This is a genomic window from Parachlamydia acanthamoebae (assembly GCF_000875975.1).
GTDB classification, from domain to species: domain Bacteria; phylum Chlamydiota; class Chlamydiia; order Chlamydiales; family Parachlamydiaceae; genus Parachlamydia; species Parachlamydia acanthamoebae.
Map to the genome: position 1 here is coordinate 173,930 of NZ_BAWW01000002.1, position 18,093 is coordinate 192,022.

Below are 18,093 nucleotides of genomic sequence, written 5' to 3' on the forward strand. Positions count from 1 at the left end.
TGCCATGATTAGCCTTTATTTTTCTGATTTTTTTCTTTCCTGTCTATCTAAACTTTTTTTCTTAAAGCAAATGGATTTTTTTTTCATAATTATGCTTTAAAAACATATTCTTAAAGCTCTTTGCAAATTTGAGAATATTGATGTTTAAACGAATAATTCTCTATATCTAATCCTAATGTCATTACGAAATGACTTAATATAAAAGGAGCACTTGTGGAATGTCTACAAGCGTTTATAGCTGGATCGAATATTCGCAGTGGAGTTCTTGAACAGATTCCTCAAAGTATTTAAATTTAAAAAAAAGACATAGCTTTTAGGGAGTTGTGTCTTTTTTTATTTAAAAATAGACAAAAAAATCTAATTTAGACATAAATGTATATTTACAGGAGGAATATCATGAACTTAAAACAATTCTTTGCCATCGCACAAGCGATTGGATTACTTCTTCATCCACACGGAGAAGTGGTTATTCATGATTTAAAAACGGGGTGTATTGCTCACATTGTCAATAATCTTTCAAAAAGAAAAGTCGGGGATGAATCTTTGCTTGATGAAATAAAAAATCTTTCAGAAATTCCGGATGTTTTTCCCCTTTACTTTAAGACGAACTGGGATGGAAAAAGAATGCGTTGTGTGACGGCAACCCTTAGAGACCGGAAGGGCAATCCAATAGGATTACTATGCATCAATGTGGACTTGTCAAAATGGGAAGACATGCAAAAATTTCTGCAGGGCTTTATGGAACAAATAGGGGAAATCACTAAGCCAGAGGCTCTTTTTAAAGATGATTGGCGTGAAAAGATTAATGAATATGTTTTTATTTATCTGCAGGAGCATGGTGAATCCTTGAAAACCCTCACAAAGGAAAAAAAGAAAAAATTGATTGAAGCTCTGCATATAGAAGGGGCTTTCCAAGCTAAAAATGCAGCTTCTTACATCGCAGATGTTTTAGAGATTTCAAGAGCCACCCTGTATAATTACTTGAGGTAATATGCGTCTTCCTTTTTTTAAATTGGAAAATTTTTTCAATACGTGGGAATTTAAAGCTCCCTATTTGCTTTGCTCTTCTGATAATGAAGCCTTAACGTTACAAGAACTTTTAAGCTTTTGCGATTGTGAATCAAAACATTTATGGGAAAATTTAAATCTAGGCTATACACACTCTACAGGTCATCCTTTGCTTAAGGAGGAGATTTCGCATCTCTATACAAGGGTTAAAAAAGGTGGCATCGGAACATTTGCCGGGGCAGGCGAAGCCCTTTTTGCTGCCATACATGTTCTTTTACAACCAGGTGATCATGTCATTGCTCCGACTCCGTCTTATCAAACCTTTTATGATTTACCAAAAGCATTAGGAGCAGAGGTTTCCCTTTTTCCAATTAAGGACATACAGGGAGAGTGGGTGTTTGATGTGGATGACATCAAAAAACTCATCAGGCCAAACACGCGCTTAATCATCATTAACTTTCCGCATAATCCCACAAGTTTAACGATTGATAAAGAAACACTTGAGGCAATTGTGGCGTGTGCCCGAGCTGTGCAGGCTTATCTGCTTTCTGATGAAGTATACCGATTTTCTGAAAGATCTCCTCTTGCGATGCCTCCTGCTGCGGATTTATATGAGAAAGCTATCAGTATAGGCGTGATGTCAAAAACTTTTGGTTTAGCAGGCACGCGGATAGGATGGTTAGCAACGCAAGATCAATCATTGTTAGCAAGATGCATGGAATTCAAGTGTTATACATCGCTTTGTAACAGTGGACCTAGTGAAATTCTATCGGTTATTGCCTTACGCGCAAAAGATAGCATTATTCAGCGTAACATGCAGATTATCGAAGAAAATCTCAGTCTTCTGGACACATTTTTTCAAAACTATTCAGATATTTTTCGATGGAAATGACCTGTGGCAGGCTCAACCGCCTTTCCAGAACTTTTAAAGCCGATTAAAATAGAAAATTTTGTAGAAGATCTTATCCATGAAGCTGGCGTTTTATTGTTGCCTGGATCCGTTTATGAGTATCCAGGAAATCATTTTCGCTTGGGTTTTGGCAGAAAAAATATGCCTGAAGCATTAAATCGATTAGAAGAATACATTCAAAGTAACTTGAGATAGCCATGACATTCAAATCACATCCGATCCATTATCGATTAATCGATGTTTTCAGTAAGGTTCCTTTAGCAGGCAATGGTTTAGCGGTCTTTATGCATAATGAGCCGTTGAATTCCGAACTCATGCAAAAGCTGACACAAGAATTGCGGCAATACGAGTCCATATTTTTGTCTGGCACACATGACCCCACAAGATTTCAGGCTCGCATTTTTACCATGGAAGAAGAATTAGATTTTGCGGGTCATCCTATCCTTGGCGCTGCCTGTTTTTTACATGAATTGCAAAATGGAGAAGCTTGTGCATGGACTTTTGATTTACCAAACAAACAAGTCCAGGTAGAGACAGTCAAAAAAGCGGGGTATTACCATGCAACCATGGAACAAGGACAGCCACAATTTTACCCTCCTTTAGAGCGATCACACACGTTGGAAATCTTAAAGGCATTAAATCTTTCAGCAAGAGATATTCATCCTAACTTACCTATGCAGGTTATCTCGACGGGCTTGCCTTATTTGATCGTTCCTGTTTCATGTGATCTTCAGAAAATATGCATTGTTTCGCGCAATTTAGCTGAATTGCTCGCTTCGGTGAAAGCCAAATTTGCTTACATTTTACAAGTGTCGACACTTGAAGGAAGAACTTGGGATAATGATGGACGAGTAGAAGATATTGCAACAGGCAGCGCAGCAGGACCCGTTGGAGCTTATTTAGTTCAACACGGTATTACAGCAATCAATAATCAATTTGTGATTAATCAAGGGCGTTTTTTGAAACGTCCAAGTCAGCTTTTTGTGCAAGTCAGTGGCCAGACGAATCAGATCATCTCGGTGAAAGTTGGTGGGGATGTTTGCATGGTTGCTCGAGGTGTATTTGACGAGATAGAAACATGAAAATCATGACTAAACAAGACATCCAAAAGGTACTTCACATTCCAACCATTTTAAATGCGATTGAAGAGGGATTTGTGATTTACAGCCAAAGGGAAGCCGTGGTTCCTCCTGTAAGCACTCTCTATTTTGATCATCCTCCCGGAGATAGCCATATCAAATATGGGTATACCAAAAAGGGGAGATACTACGTTGTTAAAGTCGCTTCCACCTTTTATGAAAATTCAAGCTTGGGTCTTCCAAGTGGAAATGGCTTAATGCTTTTGTTTGATAAAGCCACAGGAAAACCAGAGGTCCTTTTGCTGGATGAAGGGTTTTTAACAGATCTCCGTACAGCAGTGGCAGGCTGTATAGCAGCTAAGTATTTTGCGCCTAAAAACATCTCATGCATTGGAATCGTAGGCACAGGAATGCAAGCCTATTGGCAGCTCAAATTGCTCCCATACGTGACGAATTGCCGCAAAGTTAAGGTGTGGGGACGCAATGAATCTAAAATTAGAAAGTTTTGTGAAAATCCTGAGCTTGCGGAATTTCAACTTCAAGCAGAACTCAATTTAAAGCAATTATGTGCTGAGTGTAATCTTATTGTGACAACAACTTCAGCCTCAAGCCCTTTGTTACTTGCGAGCCAAATTAGAAAGGGAACTCACATTACTGCAGTTGGTGCAGACGACGTAGGAAAGCAAGAGCTCGATCCGAGGCTATTTTCAATGGCAGATCGGATCATTGTCGATAGCCGAGAACAATGTCTTCAATTTGGAGATACTTCATATGCATTCAAAGAGGGAAGGCTCAAATCAAGTCAAATATTTGAGCTAGGAGAGGCGATTCTCAATCCTCAGAAGAGAAGACATTCAGACGATCAATTGACGATCGTTGATTTAACAGGTATTGCGATACAAGATTTGCAAATCGCAATGTCTGTTAGTAAGGATGGTTAAAATTGCGTATTTAGGTAGTAATTTTGTACCTCTTCATCTGAAGAAAATTTTAAAGGACCGGAAACTTAATTTTTAACACATTTATCGAATATTTCTTTTGTTAAATAAATAAGTTGTACTGAACTATTTTCAGTGATTATTAGCTTAATTTTTGCCGGAAATTCCTTGTCATTTTTAAAGATTTTTCTGCAAAATAGATGCCAATTTTTCGCTCGCTGGAAAACAAAGTTTATGATTGCTGCCTTCAAGGAAGAAAAACCGATTTAGGATTTATAAAAGCAGACCGCTAAAATGGATACTTAAAAAAATGCCAGTGGCAAAATTTGAACAAATATGGAAGTTTGATTCATATAGATAAAAATTTTTAAAATAAGCATCTTTCGATCTGTTCTTAGCAATGTTTGAAAAATATTTTCAAAAAAGAATGGATTGCTTACTTTGAAAATTTGGGCGAAAAAAACAGCTTTTGACTTCCAGCATTTCCTAAACGACACTTTCATAACGAGGCTTTCAACATGTGTATATCGCCATTTTCGCGATGTAGGGGTTCCTTTTCCTTTAAAATCACTCTTTTCCTTTTGATTTTGCTTTCTGTTTGTCTTACTCCTATAGAAGCGACTTATATAAAGCGTTATACAACAACAGACAATGGCGGTATTCTTTTTACGGGCAATACGCTAGGATTAAGCAAGCTTGCGAATAAGAATGAGCCCGGAACATGTGATTCAGCTGGAGCCTTTATTACAGCTGATACCACTCAGAAAGTTGGAAATTATCTGCCAGGTACAACTTTAAGCTGGCAGCAAAATAGCTCCTCAGCTTTCTTAGATCTCCCTCAAGACAGCACAGTACTCTATGCTGAACTCATTTGGTCTGGAAGTTATGGATTTCAAAATGAAATCACCGGTAGCGAACCGAATACTCCTATCACTCTTTCAACACCTCAACACATTCGTTTTCAAGTTACTCCCGATCCCACGACAAGCCAAACCGCGATAACTCCTGGATATTCCACTTCTGGAAATTATATGCGAAGTGCAGATGTCACGAGCATTGTGCAGGAGGGTGGAGGTGGCAAATACACCGTTGGAGGCATTCCGGCAACCATTTCCGCCCATGATGATACCCACAATGCTGCAGGCTGGACACTTGCTGTCGTGTTTCGAAATGGTTTAATGTTGACCTATAACATGACTCTTTTTGTTGGCTGTGAGCAAGCTTCATATACGACAAATCTTCCTGCGTCAGTTTCTGGTTTTTGCGCTCCTCCTTCTGGCGCTTTAAAAGGCAATTTGTTTATCAGTGCAATTGAGGGAGACGCAAACAAAATGGGCGATCACATGCTATTTGGGGATGGCTTGCCTCTTACAATCAACAACAATTCTTTAGAAGGGACGAATAATCCAGCCGGAAATTTTTTTGGTTCCCAGATTAATACATTGCTTCCGCTAAACAAAACAGCCATATCAACGAAGCTAGTCGATAACGGGTCCGGTCTTTTAGATACACGCGGTAGCTTCGGTAATCATAATTCTGATCCCGTGAGGGGAATTGTCTCAGCAGGTAATAGGCAAGGGTATGACATTACGAGCATTGATATTTCCGATATCATTAACTACAACCAAACATCTGCTTACGCTCTTGGAACAACAACAGGGGATGATTATACCATCAATGCTTTGGGAATCCAAATTCAAGTCGGAGCTCCCATCATTACAGCGACAATGCAGGTGAATTCACAAAATTCCATCGAAGCTGTTTTAGAGGAAACCTTGACCTTTACTTGTAAGCTTCAAAATGATGGAACAAGCAATGCTGTTGCGGTGACTTTTAAAGATATTTTGGAATCAGGTCTTGAATATGTTCCTGGCAGTTTTAAATTTAATGAAGTTCTTCAGAATGATCCGGATTTAGTTGAGGGCTTTGCTTTAGGAAATCTATTAATCGGTCAGGCAGCGATGTTTGAATTTAAGGTTCTCGTCACCGACTATCCTTCTTTCGGGAATATTTTTTATAATCAGGGTATTCTCGACTACCAATCACAAACCTGCCTGAATGCCACATTGGATCTCGAAGCCATCACAAATACGGTTTCAATTATATTACCATCGCAAGATATTCCAAATCTAACAGTCTTTAAACTTGTGAATTCAGAAGAGTCTATTGATGCTTCGGTGGGTGAAGTTGTGACATTTACGTTGAACATTGATTCATGTGGATTAGGAACAGCTCTAAATGTTGTATTAAAAGATCCTCTTCCACAAGGGCATACGCTTATTTCGAATAGCGTTGTTGTGGATGACGTTCTTGTAGATTCAGACCCAGATCTTCATAACGGCATTTTAATTGGAAATATTTCTTCAGGGAAGACTTCAAAGGTTATTTTTAAAGCTTCCATTAATGATTATCCGCCCGAAAATAATGCTTATTCGTATACGGCAAACGCAGATTTTCAATATCTTCCATTTCCAAGTGAACCTGTTGGTCTTTCTACGACTTCAAATACGGTTCGTACCAATTTTTCTTTGCCACCTCCACCGCCGCCACCTCCTCCATTTACTCCTGTTGTTCCTGAAACTCCCCCACCAAATTCAGCTACCGGAGTGATAAAAAAATGCGAATCAATTAATCGAAAGGATTATTGCTGCAAAGTCCAATGGGAAGCGGCAAATTCTCAAAATGTCTTATTTTATCGCATTTATCATAAAAGTAAAATCGTGGCTAAAGTGGACGTGCATTCACCTTTAATTTACCGAACTTGCTTAAGATCAAAAAAATCCATACAAGCATTTGAAATAACTGCTGTCTATCCGAATAACGCAGAAAGCCTTCGTGTAAAGGTGAGGATGGGTAATGAATAAAAAAACTTTTAGGAAACAACTCGTTTTTTTGATTTACTTGTTGATGCCTTTTTTGGCACATGCCGAGATGGCAATTGAATACCGGACAGCGGCATTCTTTCCTTCAAACCACCTGTTTCGACATATATATGGGGACCTGGGTCCCAATTATCAGCTTGAAGCTTCCAAGTGCGTTTGTTCAAATGTGGCATTGTGGGCCAATACCGATTTGTTTATTAAGCACGGAAGGATAAGAGAATGTGGACCATCAAAAGTTAAGCTTGTTAACTTAAGCTTTGGACCAAAACTCATTTATCCACTTTCTTCCCGTGTCAACTTATATGTTGGGTTAGGAGCTAGTATTGCGAGAATATGCATTAAAAATAAAGTTCACTGCGAATCGAATAGCGCATATAAAATGGCTGCTGGAGGCGTTTTTAAAAGTGGAATGAATTTCTATTTGTGTCAGAATCTATTTTTAGATGTTTTTATAGACTATCTATATCAGCCCATCCACTTCCATAGGACTATAGATATAGGAGGGATCAAAGTTGGAGCTGGAATAGGCACCAGATTTTAAAGCGACCATCTATTTTGTTAGAGTCTTTTGCCTTTCCGCAATAGCTTGTAAAAGTTCTGAAAAGGGCTCCCGTCCAGTTTTATTTTGAATGGATTGCAAACTGATTTCAATCTCATTTAAAGCATTGAGAAATTGAATACTTAAATGATTAAGCGTAGGTGGACGTTCGAAGTTTAGCGGTTTAATCGCAATCTGGTTGAGAATATCCTTTGCTGCGGCATAATTTTTTTGTGCTAAGTATACTTTCGCAAGGCGAATTTTTACTCGAGTTGCAGCTATCATTTTTTCTGCCTTTACAAAGCTTGAGATAGCTAACGAGTAATAATGAATAGCTTTTGAAAAGTCTGGATTAGGTTGTTCCACATATAGTCTACCAAGATTAGACAATATTTTTGCCTTGAGCCCTTGATTAGCTATATCGTTTTCAGTAAAGATATGGAGTGCATTTTCTGCGATTTCGATCGCCTTGCTGTATAAGAATAGTTGGTGGTCATTGTCTAGGCTTTTTTCTGCTAAAGAGCGATAAATCACCGCTTGTAAGAAAAAAGCCCTAATCTTAAAAGCAGGGTTTTCGAAATGGGAAGATAAATCGAGAGAAAGTTCGGAATAATCAATTGCATCTGCATATTTTTTTTGAGAAAAAAAAGCCGTCGTTAATTGAACAGAAAGAATAGCAGATTCATAAAGATGTCTGTTCTTTAGGGCGTTTTCTAATTTTGGCAGTCCTTCGTTGACAATTTCATCCCATTGGTCCCTTTTTGCAAGCTCTGTAAAGCGATTGGAAGTTGGAAGCATGGGAAAGCTACTTTGCATCAGAATTCCTTTGGTTACATCAATTCATGTAACCAAAGGAGAAGATTATCAGCAACAAAAGAATTGCTAATGAGTCGAGGAACCATTTTAATATACGCTTTAGCTTAATTATTTTTTCGAAACCTCTGCCCTTGCTGTATCTCATAGAAGAAGTATATTCGGCAAAGCTAAAAGATTTGGGGGATTGCATAAATGTATTCTTTTGGTTTAGAGATTAAAATAACTAGCTTTTTTTTATTTTATCACTAAGATTTTTAATCTAATTAACTTGTCAATAAGCTTGGGATTTTAAATGTGTTCAAAACAATGAGAGTTAAAATGCGAAACAATATTTATTCACATCTGTCAATATTTTTAGCCTGGTCGTGTAAAATGGCTGGAAAACCTCTTACGTTCGTCGTGGCATTAACTTTTGTTCTTGTTTGGGTTATTGTAGGATTGATTTGGGGATTCAGTAATACTTGGCTTTTAGTCATTGATACAATTGCTACTATTAATGCCTCATTAATGGTATTCATTATTCAAAATACTCAAAACCGAGAAAGCAAGGCTTTACATCTTAAAATTGATGGACTTATAAAATCTATTAAAGAAGCAGAAAATGAGCTGATAGCAGTTGAGAAATTAGGTGAAGAAGAGCTAGACCAAATTCGAAAAAAAATATTTATTTAGGAAGCATGATTGGACACATTTTAGTGTGATTTTTTAAGGAATTTCATCCGATTTATTTATGATGAAAATCTTACCAACACTTTTTTGTATCCGAGATTGGGGATAAAAAGAGTTTTTGTCTTTATCATATTTTGGATTGAAAGGCTTTTGAAATTATAGATAAATTTTAAATTACCTATCCTTTATCCTTCCAGTAGTACCCTTGCTGTTGCAAACCATGAACGAAATAAACTTCTTCAAAGGCTTTTGCAAATAAGGCTTTATCATTGTCTGTGATGAAAATCTGCCATTCTTTCATCTGATGCTTAGTTTTAAACTCGGGTGTTACAGTAATTCCTGATTCGGTAATCAGTTTTAGAAGAAAATTATTTTTAACGATAATTTCTTTTCCTGGTATTAATTCTGCAACCGGCTCAGTTTTAGAAGGACTCATTAAAAGCTTAGTCATACATACTCCTTACATTAAGCAGACCTCAGAATTAATAATCTTCATCGTGTCCCCTTTCCCATGATTCCATTAGATCTCTAATGATTGTTCTAGCACTTCTTGTATCCATATCTTCACGAATTTTTCTTCCCGCCACCATCATCCAGTTAATAGCAGATTCAGGCATTTCTTTCTTTTTCATTTCCATTGCGTATTCTTGCAAAGCTTCTTCTGAAACAAGTGGTTTTAAATTTTGGTTGAATTGCTCGTCTTGAGATATCAAAGCAATATAGTCTAGTTTTAAGGCGTTGCCATATTTAGGCATACAACTATCGTGGTCAATTCCATAGGGTGCATATACATTGCTTCCAGATTCTTTTTTGAACAGAATATTTGCTGAATGACGATCTTCATTAGAAAAGAGCAGATCAAAGATGACTAAGCGGTGCAATCCATCTCGTGAGACAGGGGCATTATCGAGTCTGTCCATATTGATCGCTCCATCTATAAACATTTGAGCAGATCCAGTCCAACCGTTCATTTCCACATAGACTGTTTTGGGAATAGGAAATCGGCCATCGATATTCACCAAGGATGCTGCATGTTCTCTTTCTACAAGCCTGGAGGGATTGCATGTTGCTTCATCTTCAAAAGAAGAAATTTCGGGTTTGAAAATCCATTGTTCTTTACTGTTTGAATCACGCAAAATATACGCATGATTGATATTTTTAGCTTCTAGCGAACCAAGGGCTTGTAGATATTGTCTTGTCCCGATAACAGGAAACGCATCAATTTTTGCATGGATTTCATGGATTTCATTTAAAAAATTTTGAAAGTCTTCAAGATCTGATTGATCTTTCGCATTAAGCCCTCCTTCTAATTTGGATTTCTCCTGAAGTCTAGTCACCTCCCTCTTTATTGCGTCAATACTTTTGGAGTCGATAGTGAAGATCTTTTGTACACTCTCTGATGTGATATATTTTGCGGATTCATCTGCTATGCTTGCGCACGCTTTGCCATCCATTGCGATAAGACAATTCCTTAGACTTTGGAAAACATATGCAGGATGTGGCTGAATCAAATTAATATTTTCTAAGCCTTTACCGCTTAAATCTTCTAATGGGGGGGTAAAAAGCAGTTGATGAATATTTTCAATGGCTGCTGTGGAGATAGGATTCGGTGAATTTAGGAGTTCACTCGCACTTTTAAATACAAAATGGATGAGGTCTTCACGTGTTTTAATTATTCCCTCTTTAATTTCTTTTTCCGCATTTTGGCTAATTGTTTCGTCAAATGCTTGGCGAATGTTAGCGATAAGAGGAGCCGTAAAGTGATGATCATCTAATCGTGCCGCCTCCTGTAAATCAGGTGAAGCCTCTATTTTGATTACTTTTTTTACTGGTGATGACGACTCTTCTTCTTTTTCTTTTTGATCGAATTGATCAATTTCACGCTTCCGTTTTTCTTGATCTAAAAAAGCTGATTTCTGCTTCTCAAGACTATTTGAGTCAGGAGAAGCGCTTTGAGAAGGGGAATATCTTGTATCTTCGCTTTTCTGTTTCTCGACTTGGCTTTTATCTGTTGTTTTTTCTACAGAAGAAAGCTGCTGGCCATAGGGAATATAGCCGCCAGAATGTAAGCCTTGTTGTTGTTCCATGGTTTACCTATTCTTTTTGAAGTAAAAATACAAACTGAAAAGAATAAATAATAACTTTATAATAACATGGATTTAATTTTTATAATCAAATTAAAAATTAAAAACGTTGTTTTATATGGAGAACTTGTAGAGTTTGGATGCTAATGGATGGTTTTGAATAAATTTGATAAAAGTAGATCTACTTAATAAAAATGCAGTTTTAGAAATAAATTTTCCAGCGTTATGCCTATAGAGGAAGATCGTTCTAGTGCTTTTCTAGCATCGCTAATGGCTTTTTGTACGAGTTCAATAGATAGTCGATTTCCTTGCTGAATCGATTGCTCGAGTTGATTGTAAGCATCCTTATGAAACAGAAAAGTAGGATCACCTTTGACGCGAATCAGTTCTAAATCTCGATACCAGCTCAGGATAAAATCCAAAAGATGGGTGGTTTCTCGATTTGTTTGCACCGATACAAAACCCTCAATTTCCTTCTCAAGAGATTCTTTTTGAACGGCTGTTAAGTTTTCTAGATGACTAGATAATTCCTGGCGCATCTCCTCTTCCACTTGCTTTTTGGATTGCTCCAATTGGTCGGTTAGTTGACGGACGGTTTCCAAAAGAGCTCCGTAGGAAGAAAATCGACCCGCAGCTAAAAGAGGAAGAAGAATATCTTGGTAATAGGTTTTTTTTTGTGAGCAAAGGCGCGCTGCCTGGACAAAGGATCCTTTTGAAGAGGCTGCAATCGTTTGAGCTTCCTGTTCTGTTTTTTGGAAGTTCTCTTGAACAAATTTAACCAGGTACTTTTTTTCAACTTCTTGAAAATAAATTGTCTGAAAACGAGATCGAATAGTGGGCAGTAGGTTTTCTGGTAGCGAAGTGAGAAGAATAATCACGCAATCCAGAGCAGGTTCTTCAAAAGTTTTTAAAAGGGCATTGGCACTATAGGGGAGCATTCGCTCCGCTTCATGAATAATAAAGACTTTTCGTTTGGCTTGATAGGGAACAAGGTAGATTTCCTCAGTGAGTTGTCGCATCGCATCAATGCTATGCATGCCCAGTTTACCTTCAGGTCGATAGATATGTAAATCCGGATGCGTTTCGGCTTTAACTTGTTTACGTTGATCTGCGGAACCATTTGTTAGGAGAATTTCGGCAAAGGCCTTGGCGAAAAGACTCTTCCCTATTCCCTCGGGTCCTGCAAAAAGGAGGGATTGTCCAATCGCATTTTTTTCGATCATCTTAATCAAATAGTGCTTGATGGGATCATTTCCACAAATGTGAGAGAAATAGGTTTCCAGTATCATAAGCTAAGTAAACGATCAATAGTCGCACGGGCATCGCGCAAAACAAGCTCGGGGGACATGCTTGCATCAATGACATGATAGCGACTGGGGTTTTGATGAATCAGTTTAAAAAATCCTTGGCGAACGTGCTCATGAAATTCTAACTTTTCGGATTCAATTCGATCGATGGAACCCATGGGAGCATCTTCTTTGGCTGCGTGTCTAGTTCTTGTTAGACCAACGTGTGGATCGATATCTAGGTAAATCGTTAAATCAGGAACTACGTTGCCACACACAAATTTGCATAAATTTTGAACAGCTTCTAGTCCAAGACCGCGAGCGACACCTTGATAAGCAATTGTGGAATCATTAAATCTGTCACACAAAACAATTTTTCCTTTAGTAAGCGAGGGGAGGATAAGTTCCTCAATGTGCTGGGCACGAGCAGCCAAGAAGAGTAGAAGCTCTGCTTTGATGCTAATGGAAGTTTTAGTATTTTGCTGAAGGAGCCATTGCCTGATGGTGTTTCCCAAGGAGGAGCCGCCAGGTTCACGTGTTGATACAACATCATAGCCAAGTTGTTTAAGATCGGCCTCGACTTGTTGAATAAGCGTTGTTTTGCCAGCCCCTTCACCCCCTTCAAAGGTGATGAAACAAGGGCACTTTTTCAGTGTAGTCATATGCATTTTTTGTGGCAATTTAGAAGGCTGCAGAAATAATCTGCAGCCTATCAGTCATTTATTCTTCATTTTCTTCAAAAGGCGTGTCGAGTTCTTCTTCTTCGATTTCCTCTTCTATGACTTCTTCAAAAGCTGGCTCTTCGAGATCTGAGCCTTCTTCTTTCGCTAGAGGAGGAGCAGAAGGCTGAGTGTCTACTTTGGCGTTATCCACATCATCGGACACTTCCAACTTTTGGATGGCGACAAGGTAGTCTCCTTCTTTCAAGTTAGCAAGTTTAACACCTTGTGTGTTACGACCCATGACGCGCAGATCCTTCATGGTGATTCGCACAGTTTGACCCTGAGCAGACATCATGACCATGCCATCTTCGTCCGTTACACAAAGAGCACCGACCACATTTCCGTTTCTTTCACTTGTGATGATTGAGCGTACACCTACACCACCTCGGTTTGTTTGGCGGAAATCTTCGACGTTGGAGCGTTTACCAAATCCGTTTTCACAAACAATTAAGATGGTTTCTGTTCCATTGACAGCTTCGCAGCCGACAACATAGTCGGTGTCATCTTTAAGAGTAACCCCTTTTACGCCGCGCGCCGTACGTCCCATCGGCCGTACTTTGCCTTGATCAAAGCGAACAGCCATCCCATGGTAGGTAAATAGCATAATTTGTTGGGAATCAGAGACCAAACGAGCTGTGACGACTTCATCGCCTTCCACAATATCGAGTGCCCAAATCCCTTTTCGTCTTGGATGGCTAAATTCAGAAAGTTCTGTCTTTTTGACAATCCCTTTTTTGGTTGCCATGAGGATATAAGCTTGTTGTTCGAAATTGGAGACACGTAGCACCGTTGCAATTTTCTCATCGGGACGAATATCTTCGAGAAGATTGATTAATGGTTTCCCTTTTGATTTTCGGCCTGTTTCAGGGATTTGCCAAACTTTGAGCCAATAACAACGACCCAGGTTTGTGAAAATCAGGAGGTAATCATGTGTTGAAGCCACATAAAGACCTTTAATTGCATCTTCTTCCCGTTTTAAATGCATACCGGCAATGCCTTGTCCACCACGGCGTTGTTCGCGGAAGGTGTCAACTGGCATCCGTTTGATGTAGTCATCTTCTGAGATCGTGATGATGACAGACTCGTTGGCAATTAAATCTTCCATGTTCACTTCGCTTTCTGCCGCAATAATCTGTGTTTTACGTCCAGAGCGATGATTCTTTTGAATCTCTAGCAATTCTTCACGGATGATGTCTCGAACCATTGCTTCGCTAGCTAAAACGGCACGCAAATAATCGATTTTTTGAAGCAGTTCACGATATTCTTCATTGATTTTTTCATATTCTAGTCCTGTCAACTGGTAAAGTTTGAGGTCTAGAACCGCGTTGGCTTGTCTTTCTGTTAAGTCAAACCGTTGAATGAGTTCATCGCGTGCTTCTTCACGGTTATTGCTTGCTCGAATGACACGCACTACCTCATCCATGTGCTGGATGGCTTTGAGGTAACCTTCCAGAATGTGCGCGCGAGCTTCAGCTTTGTTGAGTTCGAAGCGTGTACGGCGACGAACAACTTCGATGCGGTGATCGACCCAAGCAGCGATAAGTTGCTTGACGTTCATCACTTTTGGCAAGCCTTTATCTAGGGCAAGCATGTTGCAGCCGAAGGTGATTTGCAGGTCGCTATATTTAAATAACTGGTTAAGAATAACCTCGACAATTTCGCCCCGTTTTAGCTCAATTAGAATACGCATTCCATCTTTATCGGACTCATCGCGTAAATCGGCAATACCTGTGATGGTTTTAGAGTTGATCAGATCGGCAATCTGTTCAATTAAGCGGGATTTGTTGACGTTGTAGGGGATCTCATCTACGATTAAGCGTTGCTTATCCGGATTTTCCTCATTTTCTTCTACACGAATGACCGCGCGCAAAAGCAGGCGTCCACGTCCTGTGTGGAAAGCTTCTTTGATACCACGATATCCGCAAATGATACCGCCAGTTGGGAAGTCTGGAGCTGGCATGACGCCCATGATTTCATCGATCGATACAGCAGGGTTTTGCAAGACGAGCAAAGTTGCTTGAATGAGCTCATTTAAGTTGTGAGGGGGGATATTGGTCGCCATTCCCACTGCAATACCTGAAGAGCCGTTGCATAGCAAATTGGGAAATTTAGCAGGAAAAACAGTCGGTTCTTTTTTGGTTTCATCGTAGTTAGGAACCATCTCGACTGTATTTTTATCTAAATCTTCCATGAGTTGTACGGAAGCATGTGTTAAACGGGCTTCTGTATAACGCATCGCAGCAGGTTGGTCACCATCTACTGATCCGAAGTTTCCCTGTCCGTCGACCAGAGGATAGCGCATAAGCCAGCCTTGAGCCATGCGGACGAGCGTAGGGTAAATGACTTGTTCGCCGTGCGGGTGGTAGTCACCAGATGTATCACCTGAGATTTTGGCGCATTTACGATGCTTCCCTCCGGGGCTTAGATTTAGCTGGCGCATTGCATACAGAATTCGCCTTTGAGAGGGTTTTAAGCCATCGCGTGCATCTGGCAAAGCTCGGGCAATAATCACCGACATGGAATAGCGCAAATAGCTATCTTTCATTTCATCTTCAACATTACGAGGAACGATAATCTCGTTTTCAGTGTAAGACATTACTTCTCCTGGAGTATAACCAATGATTAAACATCTAGATTTTTGACTGATAAGGCGTGCTGTTCAATAAACGCACGTCGAGGTGGTACAGCTTCGCCCATTAGCATTGTAAACATGTGGTCTGCAGCTACCATATCAGGCAGTGTAACGCGTAGAAGGGTACGCTTCTCCGGATCCATTGTTGTTTCCCAGAGTTGATCGGCGTTCATTTCGCCCAAGCCTTTATAACGTTGGATTTCGATCCCTTTTCTTCCATTTTCGCGAATGAAAGCAAGAACTTCTCCTAGTGTGGAAAAAGGTGTGCTTTTTCCTCCATCTTCGATGATGTCCAGTAGATGGCCATCTGCGATGAGATAGTGGTTGAGGTCGAATCCAAAAGAATTTAAGCGACCGACTAGACCTTGCAAAGAGATATCTTCATATAATTCAATGAAATTAAAGCGCGTTGGCCGGAAAGTACGCATCTCTTCTGTAATTTCAGATTCAGGAATGGAAGCGAGTGTTTCTTTGTGGCGTTGTTGCTGTTCTTCTTCATCGTTTTGTTTAAGGACTTCGAATTCTTTGATGGAGTAGGCGAATTGTGAGCCTTTTAATAAGTTCACTTGGAAGCGAGGAAGTCTTCCTTCTTCATTTTTCGAAGCGAGGAATTCTCTAAAGGAAACCCCTTTTCGTTCGATGCGAGAAACAAAAGATTCAACTTCGAGCAATGTACGGATAAGTTCTTGCATTCTTTCTGCATCAAGTTCTGTATCTTTTAGTTTAATTTTGATGTCGCTAAGTCCTAGTTCGAGCATGTAGTCATCCATCTCTTTTTCAGAGTGGATGTAACGGCTCGTCTTTTTACGTGTGACACGATAAAGAGGAGGCTGAGCAATATAAATGTAATTATTTTCAACAAGTCCGGGCATGTGACGATAAAAGAACGTCAGCAAGAGCGTACGAATATGAGATCCATCAACGTCGGCGTCAGTCATGATAATAATTTTATGATAACGCAGTTTATCAATATTAAAACCATCGCGTCCAATTCCACATCCCAGAGCAGCTACCATGGTTCCCACTTCTTGGTTACCTAGGACTTTTTCTAAACGGGCTTTTTCGACGTTTAGAATTTTACCTCGAATGGGGAGGATCGCTTGAAAGCGACGATCTCTTCCAGATTTGGCGGAACCGCCCGCAGAGTCACCTTCAACGATGTAAATTTCGCAAAGAGCGGGATTTTTTTCTTGGCAGTCTGTGAGTTTTCCTGGCAGGCGTGCGCTATCGAGAGCGGATTTTCGCAAAGTGAGCTCACGCGCTTTTCGTGCAGCTTCACGTGCTTGTGCTGCTAACATCGCTTTATCTGCGATAGATCTTGAAATGGCTGGATTTTCATCTAAATAGATCACAAGCTCTTCACCGACGATTTGCTGAACAACAGATCCCACATCGCTATTTCCCAAGCGTTGCTTCGTTTGTCCTTCAAATTGGGGGTTGGCGACTTTAACGGAAATAACAGCCGTTAAACCTTCGCGCATATCCTCGCCCGTGATTGAATATTTATCGCTCTTGAGCAGTCCATGATTTTTGATGTAGGTATTTAAAACGCGTGTTAAAGCAGTCGAAAATCCTGTTAAGTGCGTTCCACCGCTGCGAGTGGCAATGTTGTTAACATAGGAATAAATGTTTTCGTTATAGCCATCATTCCATTGCATGGACACTTCAAATTCAATCGGTCCATCATCACCCTGGCGTGATCCGTGAAAGTAAATGGGCGTCGGAAAAAGGGGTTCTTTATTTTCGTTCAGATAAGAAACGAAAGAGAGCAATCCACCGCTGTAGCAGAAGTTAACGTCATCTTTGTCGGCATCGCGTTCATCATGGAAGTAAATATTGATTCCTTTATTGAGGAATGCAAGCTCTCGCAATCGTTTGGCTAGGATGTCATAATCGAAGGTTGTTACATTCATGATGGTGTCATCAGGAATAAACGTGAGTTTGGTGCCGCGTTTGGTGGTTGTGCCAACAATAGAAAGTGGGCGAACAACTTTTCCTTTAGAAAATTCCATTTCGTAGGTGCTGCCTTGGTTGTAAACCTGGACAACCAATTTCTTGGAAAGGGCGCATACGCAGGATACTCCTACGCCGTGCAATCCACCCGAAACTTTATACGTGTCTTTGTCAAATTTACCACCAGCATGCAAAATGGTCATGACCACTTCGAGGGCAGAGACATCGCGTCCTTGTTTGAGCGATTCTTTTTCGTGTTTTTGGATCGGAATTCCCCGTCCGTTATCTTCAATTGTTGCGGCGCCATCTTTATGCAAAGTGACATAAATGGCGGAGCAATAACCAGCCATGGCTTCATCAATACAGTTGTCTACAGCTTCATAAACAAGTTGATGTAATCCATTGCTTGCTGTGTCGCCAATGTACATACCTGGGCGTTCACGCACAGCTTGCAGTCCCTCTAAAACAGTAATAGAGCTTGCATCGTAAGCTTTTTGGGCTATTATATTATCTTCTGAATTTAACGTATCGTTAGCCATTCAACAACCTTGATAAATGATTTAGTCTTATGCTTGA

15 protein-coding genes are annotated in these 18,093 nt (G+C 39.8%); 8 read left to right on the plus strand and 7 right to left on the minus strand.

Annotated elements, in window-relative coordinates:
- Positions 1 to 396 precede the first annotated feature (396 nt).
- The 7 genes from AOM43_RS00900 to AOM43_RS00930 all read left to right on the plus strand — a co-directional run bounded on the left by AOM43_RS00900 (position 397) and on the right by AOM43_RS00930 (position 7,358).
- A complete protein-coding gene (locus tag AOM43_RS00900; RefSeq protein ID WP_059358676.1) occupies positions 397 to 990 on the plus strand; it encodes a helix-turn-helix transcriptional regulator in 594 nt (197 codons plus the stop codon).
- A 1-nt stretch (position 991) separates the two neighbouring features.
- Positions 992 to 1,900, plus strand: a complete 909-nt coding sequence (locus AOM43_RS00905) for an aminotransferase class I/II-fold pyridoxal phosphate-dependent enzyme (RefSeq protein WP_226987343.1) — start codon at positions 992 to 994, stop codon at positions 1,898 to 1,900.
- A gap of 3 nt (positions 1,901 to 1,903) precedes the next feature.
- On the plus strand, positions 1,904 to 2,113 hold the full coding sequence (locus AOM43_RS13595) for a hypothetical protein (protein WP_226987344.1): 210 nt from the start codon (positions 1,904 to 1,906) through the stop codon (positions 2,111 to 2,113).
- 2 nt (positions 2,114 to 2,115) lie between these two features.
- Positions 2,116 to 3,000: a PhzF family phenazine biosynthesis protein gene (locus AOM43_RS00910; protein ID WP_013924975.1), complete on the plus strand. Its 885-nt coding sequence runs from the start codon at positions 2,116 to 2,118 to the stop codon at positions 2,998 to 3,000.
- A 5-nt stretch (positions 3,001 to 3,005) separates the two neighbouring features.
- A complete protein-coding gene (locus tag AOM43_RS00915; RefSeq protein ID WP_226987345.1) occupies positions 3,006 to 3,938 on the plus strand; it encodes a Rossmann-fold NAD(P)-binding domain-containing protein in 933 nt (310 codons plus the stop codon).
- A gap of 515 nt (positions 3,939 to 4,453) precedes the next feature.
- Entirely contained in the window at positions 4,454 to 6,799 is a 2,346-nt protein-coding gene (locus AOM43_RS00925) for a COG1361 family protein (protein WP_059358678.1), read from the plus strand.
- Positions 6,792 to 7,358: a hypothetical protein gene (locus AOM43_RS00930; RefSeq protein ID WP_013924971.1), complete on the plus strand. Its 567-nt coding sequence runs from the start codon at positions 6,792 to 6,794 to the stop codon at positions 7,356 to 7,358. The genes AOM43_RS00925 and AOM43_RS00930 overlap by 8 nt, the downstream gene beginning before the upstream one ends.
- 9 nt (positions 7,359 to 7,367) lie before the next feature.
- Here AOM43_RS00930 and AOM43_RS00935 read toward each other — a convergent pair whose 3' ends face one another.
- Entirely contained in the window at positions 7,368 to 8,171 is an 804-nt protein-coding gene (locus AOM43_RS00935; protein ID WP_059358679.1) for a tetratricopeptide repeat protein, read from the minus strand.
- A gap of 372 nt (positions 8,172 to 8,543) precedes the next feature.
- On the opposite strand from AOM43_RS00935, the gene AOM43_RS00940 reads away from it, so the two are divergent.
- Positions 8,544 to 8,843 (plus strand): low affinity iron permease family protein, encoded by a 300-nt coding sequence (locus tag AOM43_RS00940; RefSeq protein WP_161792747.1) that lies wholly within the window; start codon positions 8,544 to 8,546, stop codon positions 8,841 to 8,843.
- A 175-nt stretch (positions 8,844 to 9,018) separates the two neighbouring features.
- Here the strand turns inward: AOM43_RS00940 and AOM43_RS00945 are convergent, their stop codons facing one another.
- From AOM43_RS00945 to gyrB, 6 genes are all read right to left on the minus strand, one after another.
- Positions 9,019 to 9,291, minus strand: a complete 273-nt coding sequence (locus AOM43_RS00945; protein WP_006340300.1) for a hypothetical protein — start codon at positions 9,289 to 9,291, stop codon at positions 9,019 to 9,021.
- Between the two features lie 31 nt (positions 9,292 to 9,322).
- Positions 9,323 to 10,927: a protein kinase family protein gene (locus tag AOM43_RS00950; protein WP_059358680.1), complete on the minus strand. Its 1,605-nt coding sequence runs from the start codon at positions 10,925 to 10,927 to the stop codon at positions 9,323 to 9,325.
- Positions 10,928 to 11,109: 182 nt separating this feature from the next.
- Positions 11,110 to 12,213 (minus strand): DNA polymerase III subunit, encoded by a 1,104-nt coding sequence (locus tag AOM43_RS00955; RefSeq protein WP_013924967.1) that lies wholly within the window; start codon positions 12,211 to 12,213, stop codon positions 11,110 to 11,112.
- Positions 12,210 to 12,872 carry a dTMP kinase gene (tmk, locus tag AOM43_RS00960; RefSeq protein WP_036745906.1) on the minus strand — a complete coding sequence of 221 codons (663 nt, stop codon included), beginning with the start codon at positions 12,870 to 12,872 and terminating at the stop codon, positions 12,210 to 12,212. The genes AOM43_RS00955 and tmk overlap by 4 nt, the downstream gene beginning before the upstream one ends.
- 58 nt (positions 12,873 to 12,930) lie before the next feature.
- On the minus strand, positions 12,931 to 15,528 hold the full coding sequence (gene gyrA / locus AOM43_RS00965) for a DNA topoisomerase (ATP-hydrolyzing) subunit A (RefSeq protein WP_013924965.1): 2,598 nt from the start codon (positions 15,526 to 15,528) through the stop codon (positions 12,931 to 12,933).
- Between the two features lie 26 nt (positions 15,529 to 15,554).
- Entirely contained in the window at positions 15,555 to 18,056 is a 2,502-nt protein-coding gene (gene gyrB, locus AOM43_RS00970; protein WP_006340295.1) for a DNA topoisomerase (ATP-hydrolyzing) subunit B, read from the minus strand.
- Positions 18,057 to 18,093: the final 37 nt, after the last annotated feature.

Bases quoted from the DNA above. Each gene is read 5' to 3' on its own strand.
- AOM43_RS00900 (WP_059358676.1), top strand. From the start codon at position 397: ATGAACTTAAAACAATTCTTTGCCATCGCACAAGCGATTGGATTACTT.
- AOM43_RS00905 (WP_226987343.1), top strand. From the start codon at position 992: ATGCGTCTTCCTTTTTTTAAATTGGAAAATTTTTTCAATACGTGGGAA.
- AOM43_RS00910 (WP_013924975.1), top strand. From the start codon at position 2,116: ATGACATTCAAATCACATCCGATCCATTATCGATTAATCGATGTTTTC.
- AOM43_RS00915 (WP_226987345.1), top strand. From the start codon at position 3,006: ATGACTAAACAAGACATCCAAAAGGTACTTCACATTCCAACCATTTTA.
- AOM43_RS00925 (WP_059358678.1), top strand. From the start codon at position 4,454: ATGTGTATATCGCCATTTTCGCGATGTAGGGGTTCCTTTTCCTTTAAA.
- AOM43_RS00930 (WP_013924971.1), top strand. From the start codon at position 6,792: ATGAATAAAAAAACTTTTAGGAAACAACTCGTTTTTTTGATTTACTTG.
- AOM43_RS00935 (WP_059358679.1), bottom strand. From the start codon at position 8,171: ATGCAAAGTAGCTTTCCCATGCTTCCAACTTCCAATCGCTTTACAGAG.
- AOM43_RS00940 (WP_161792747.1), top strand. From the start codon at position 8,544: ATGGCTGGAAAACCTCTTACGTTCGTCGTGGCATTAACTTTTGTTCTT.
- AOM43_RS00945 (WP_006340300.1), bottom strand. From the start codon at position 9,291: ATGACTAAGCTTTTAATGAGTCCTTCTAAAACTGAGCCGGTTGCAGAA.
- AOM43_RS00950 (WP_059358680.1), bottom strand. From the start codon at position 10,927: ATGGAACAACAACAAGGCTTACATTCTGGCGGCTATATTCCCTATGGC.
- AOM43_RS00955 (WP_013924967.1), bottom strand. From the start codon at position 12,213: ATGATACTGGAAACCTATTTCTCTCACATTTGTGGAAATGATCCCATC.
- tmk (WP_036745906.1), bottom strand. From the start codon at position 12,872: ATGACTACACTGAAAAAGTGCCCTTGTTTCATCACCTTTGAAGGGGGT.
- gyrA (WP_013924965.1), bottom strand. From the start codon at position 15,528: ATGTCTTACACTGAAAACGAGATTATCGTTCCTCGTAATGTTGAAGAT.
- gyrB (WP_006340295.1), bottom strand. From the start codon at position 18,056: ATGGCTAACGATACGTTAAATTCAGAAGATAATATAATAGCCCAAAAA.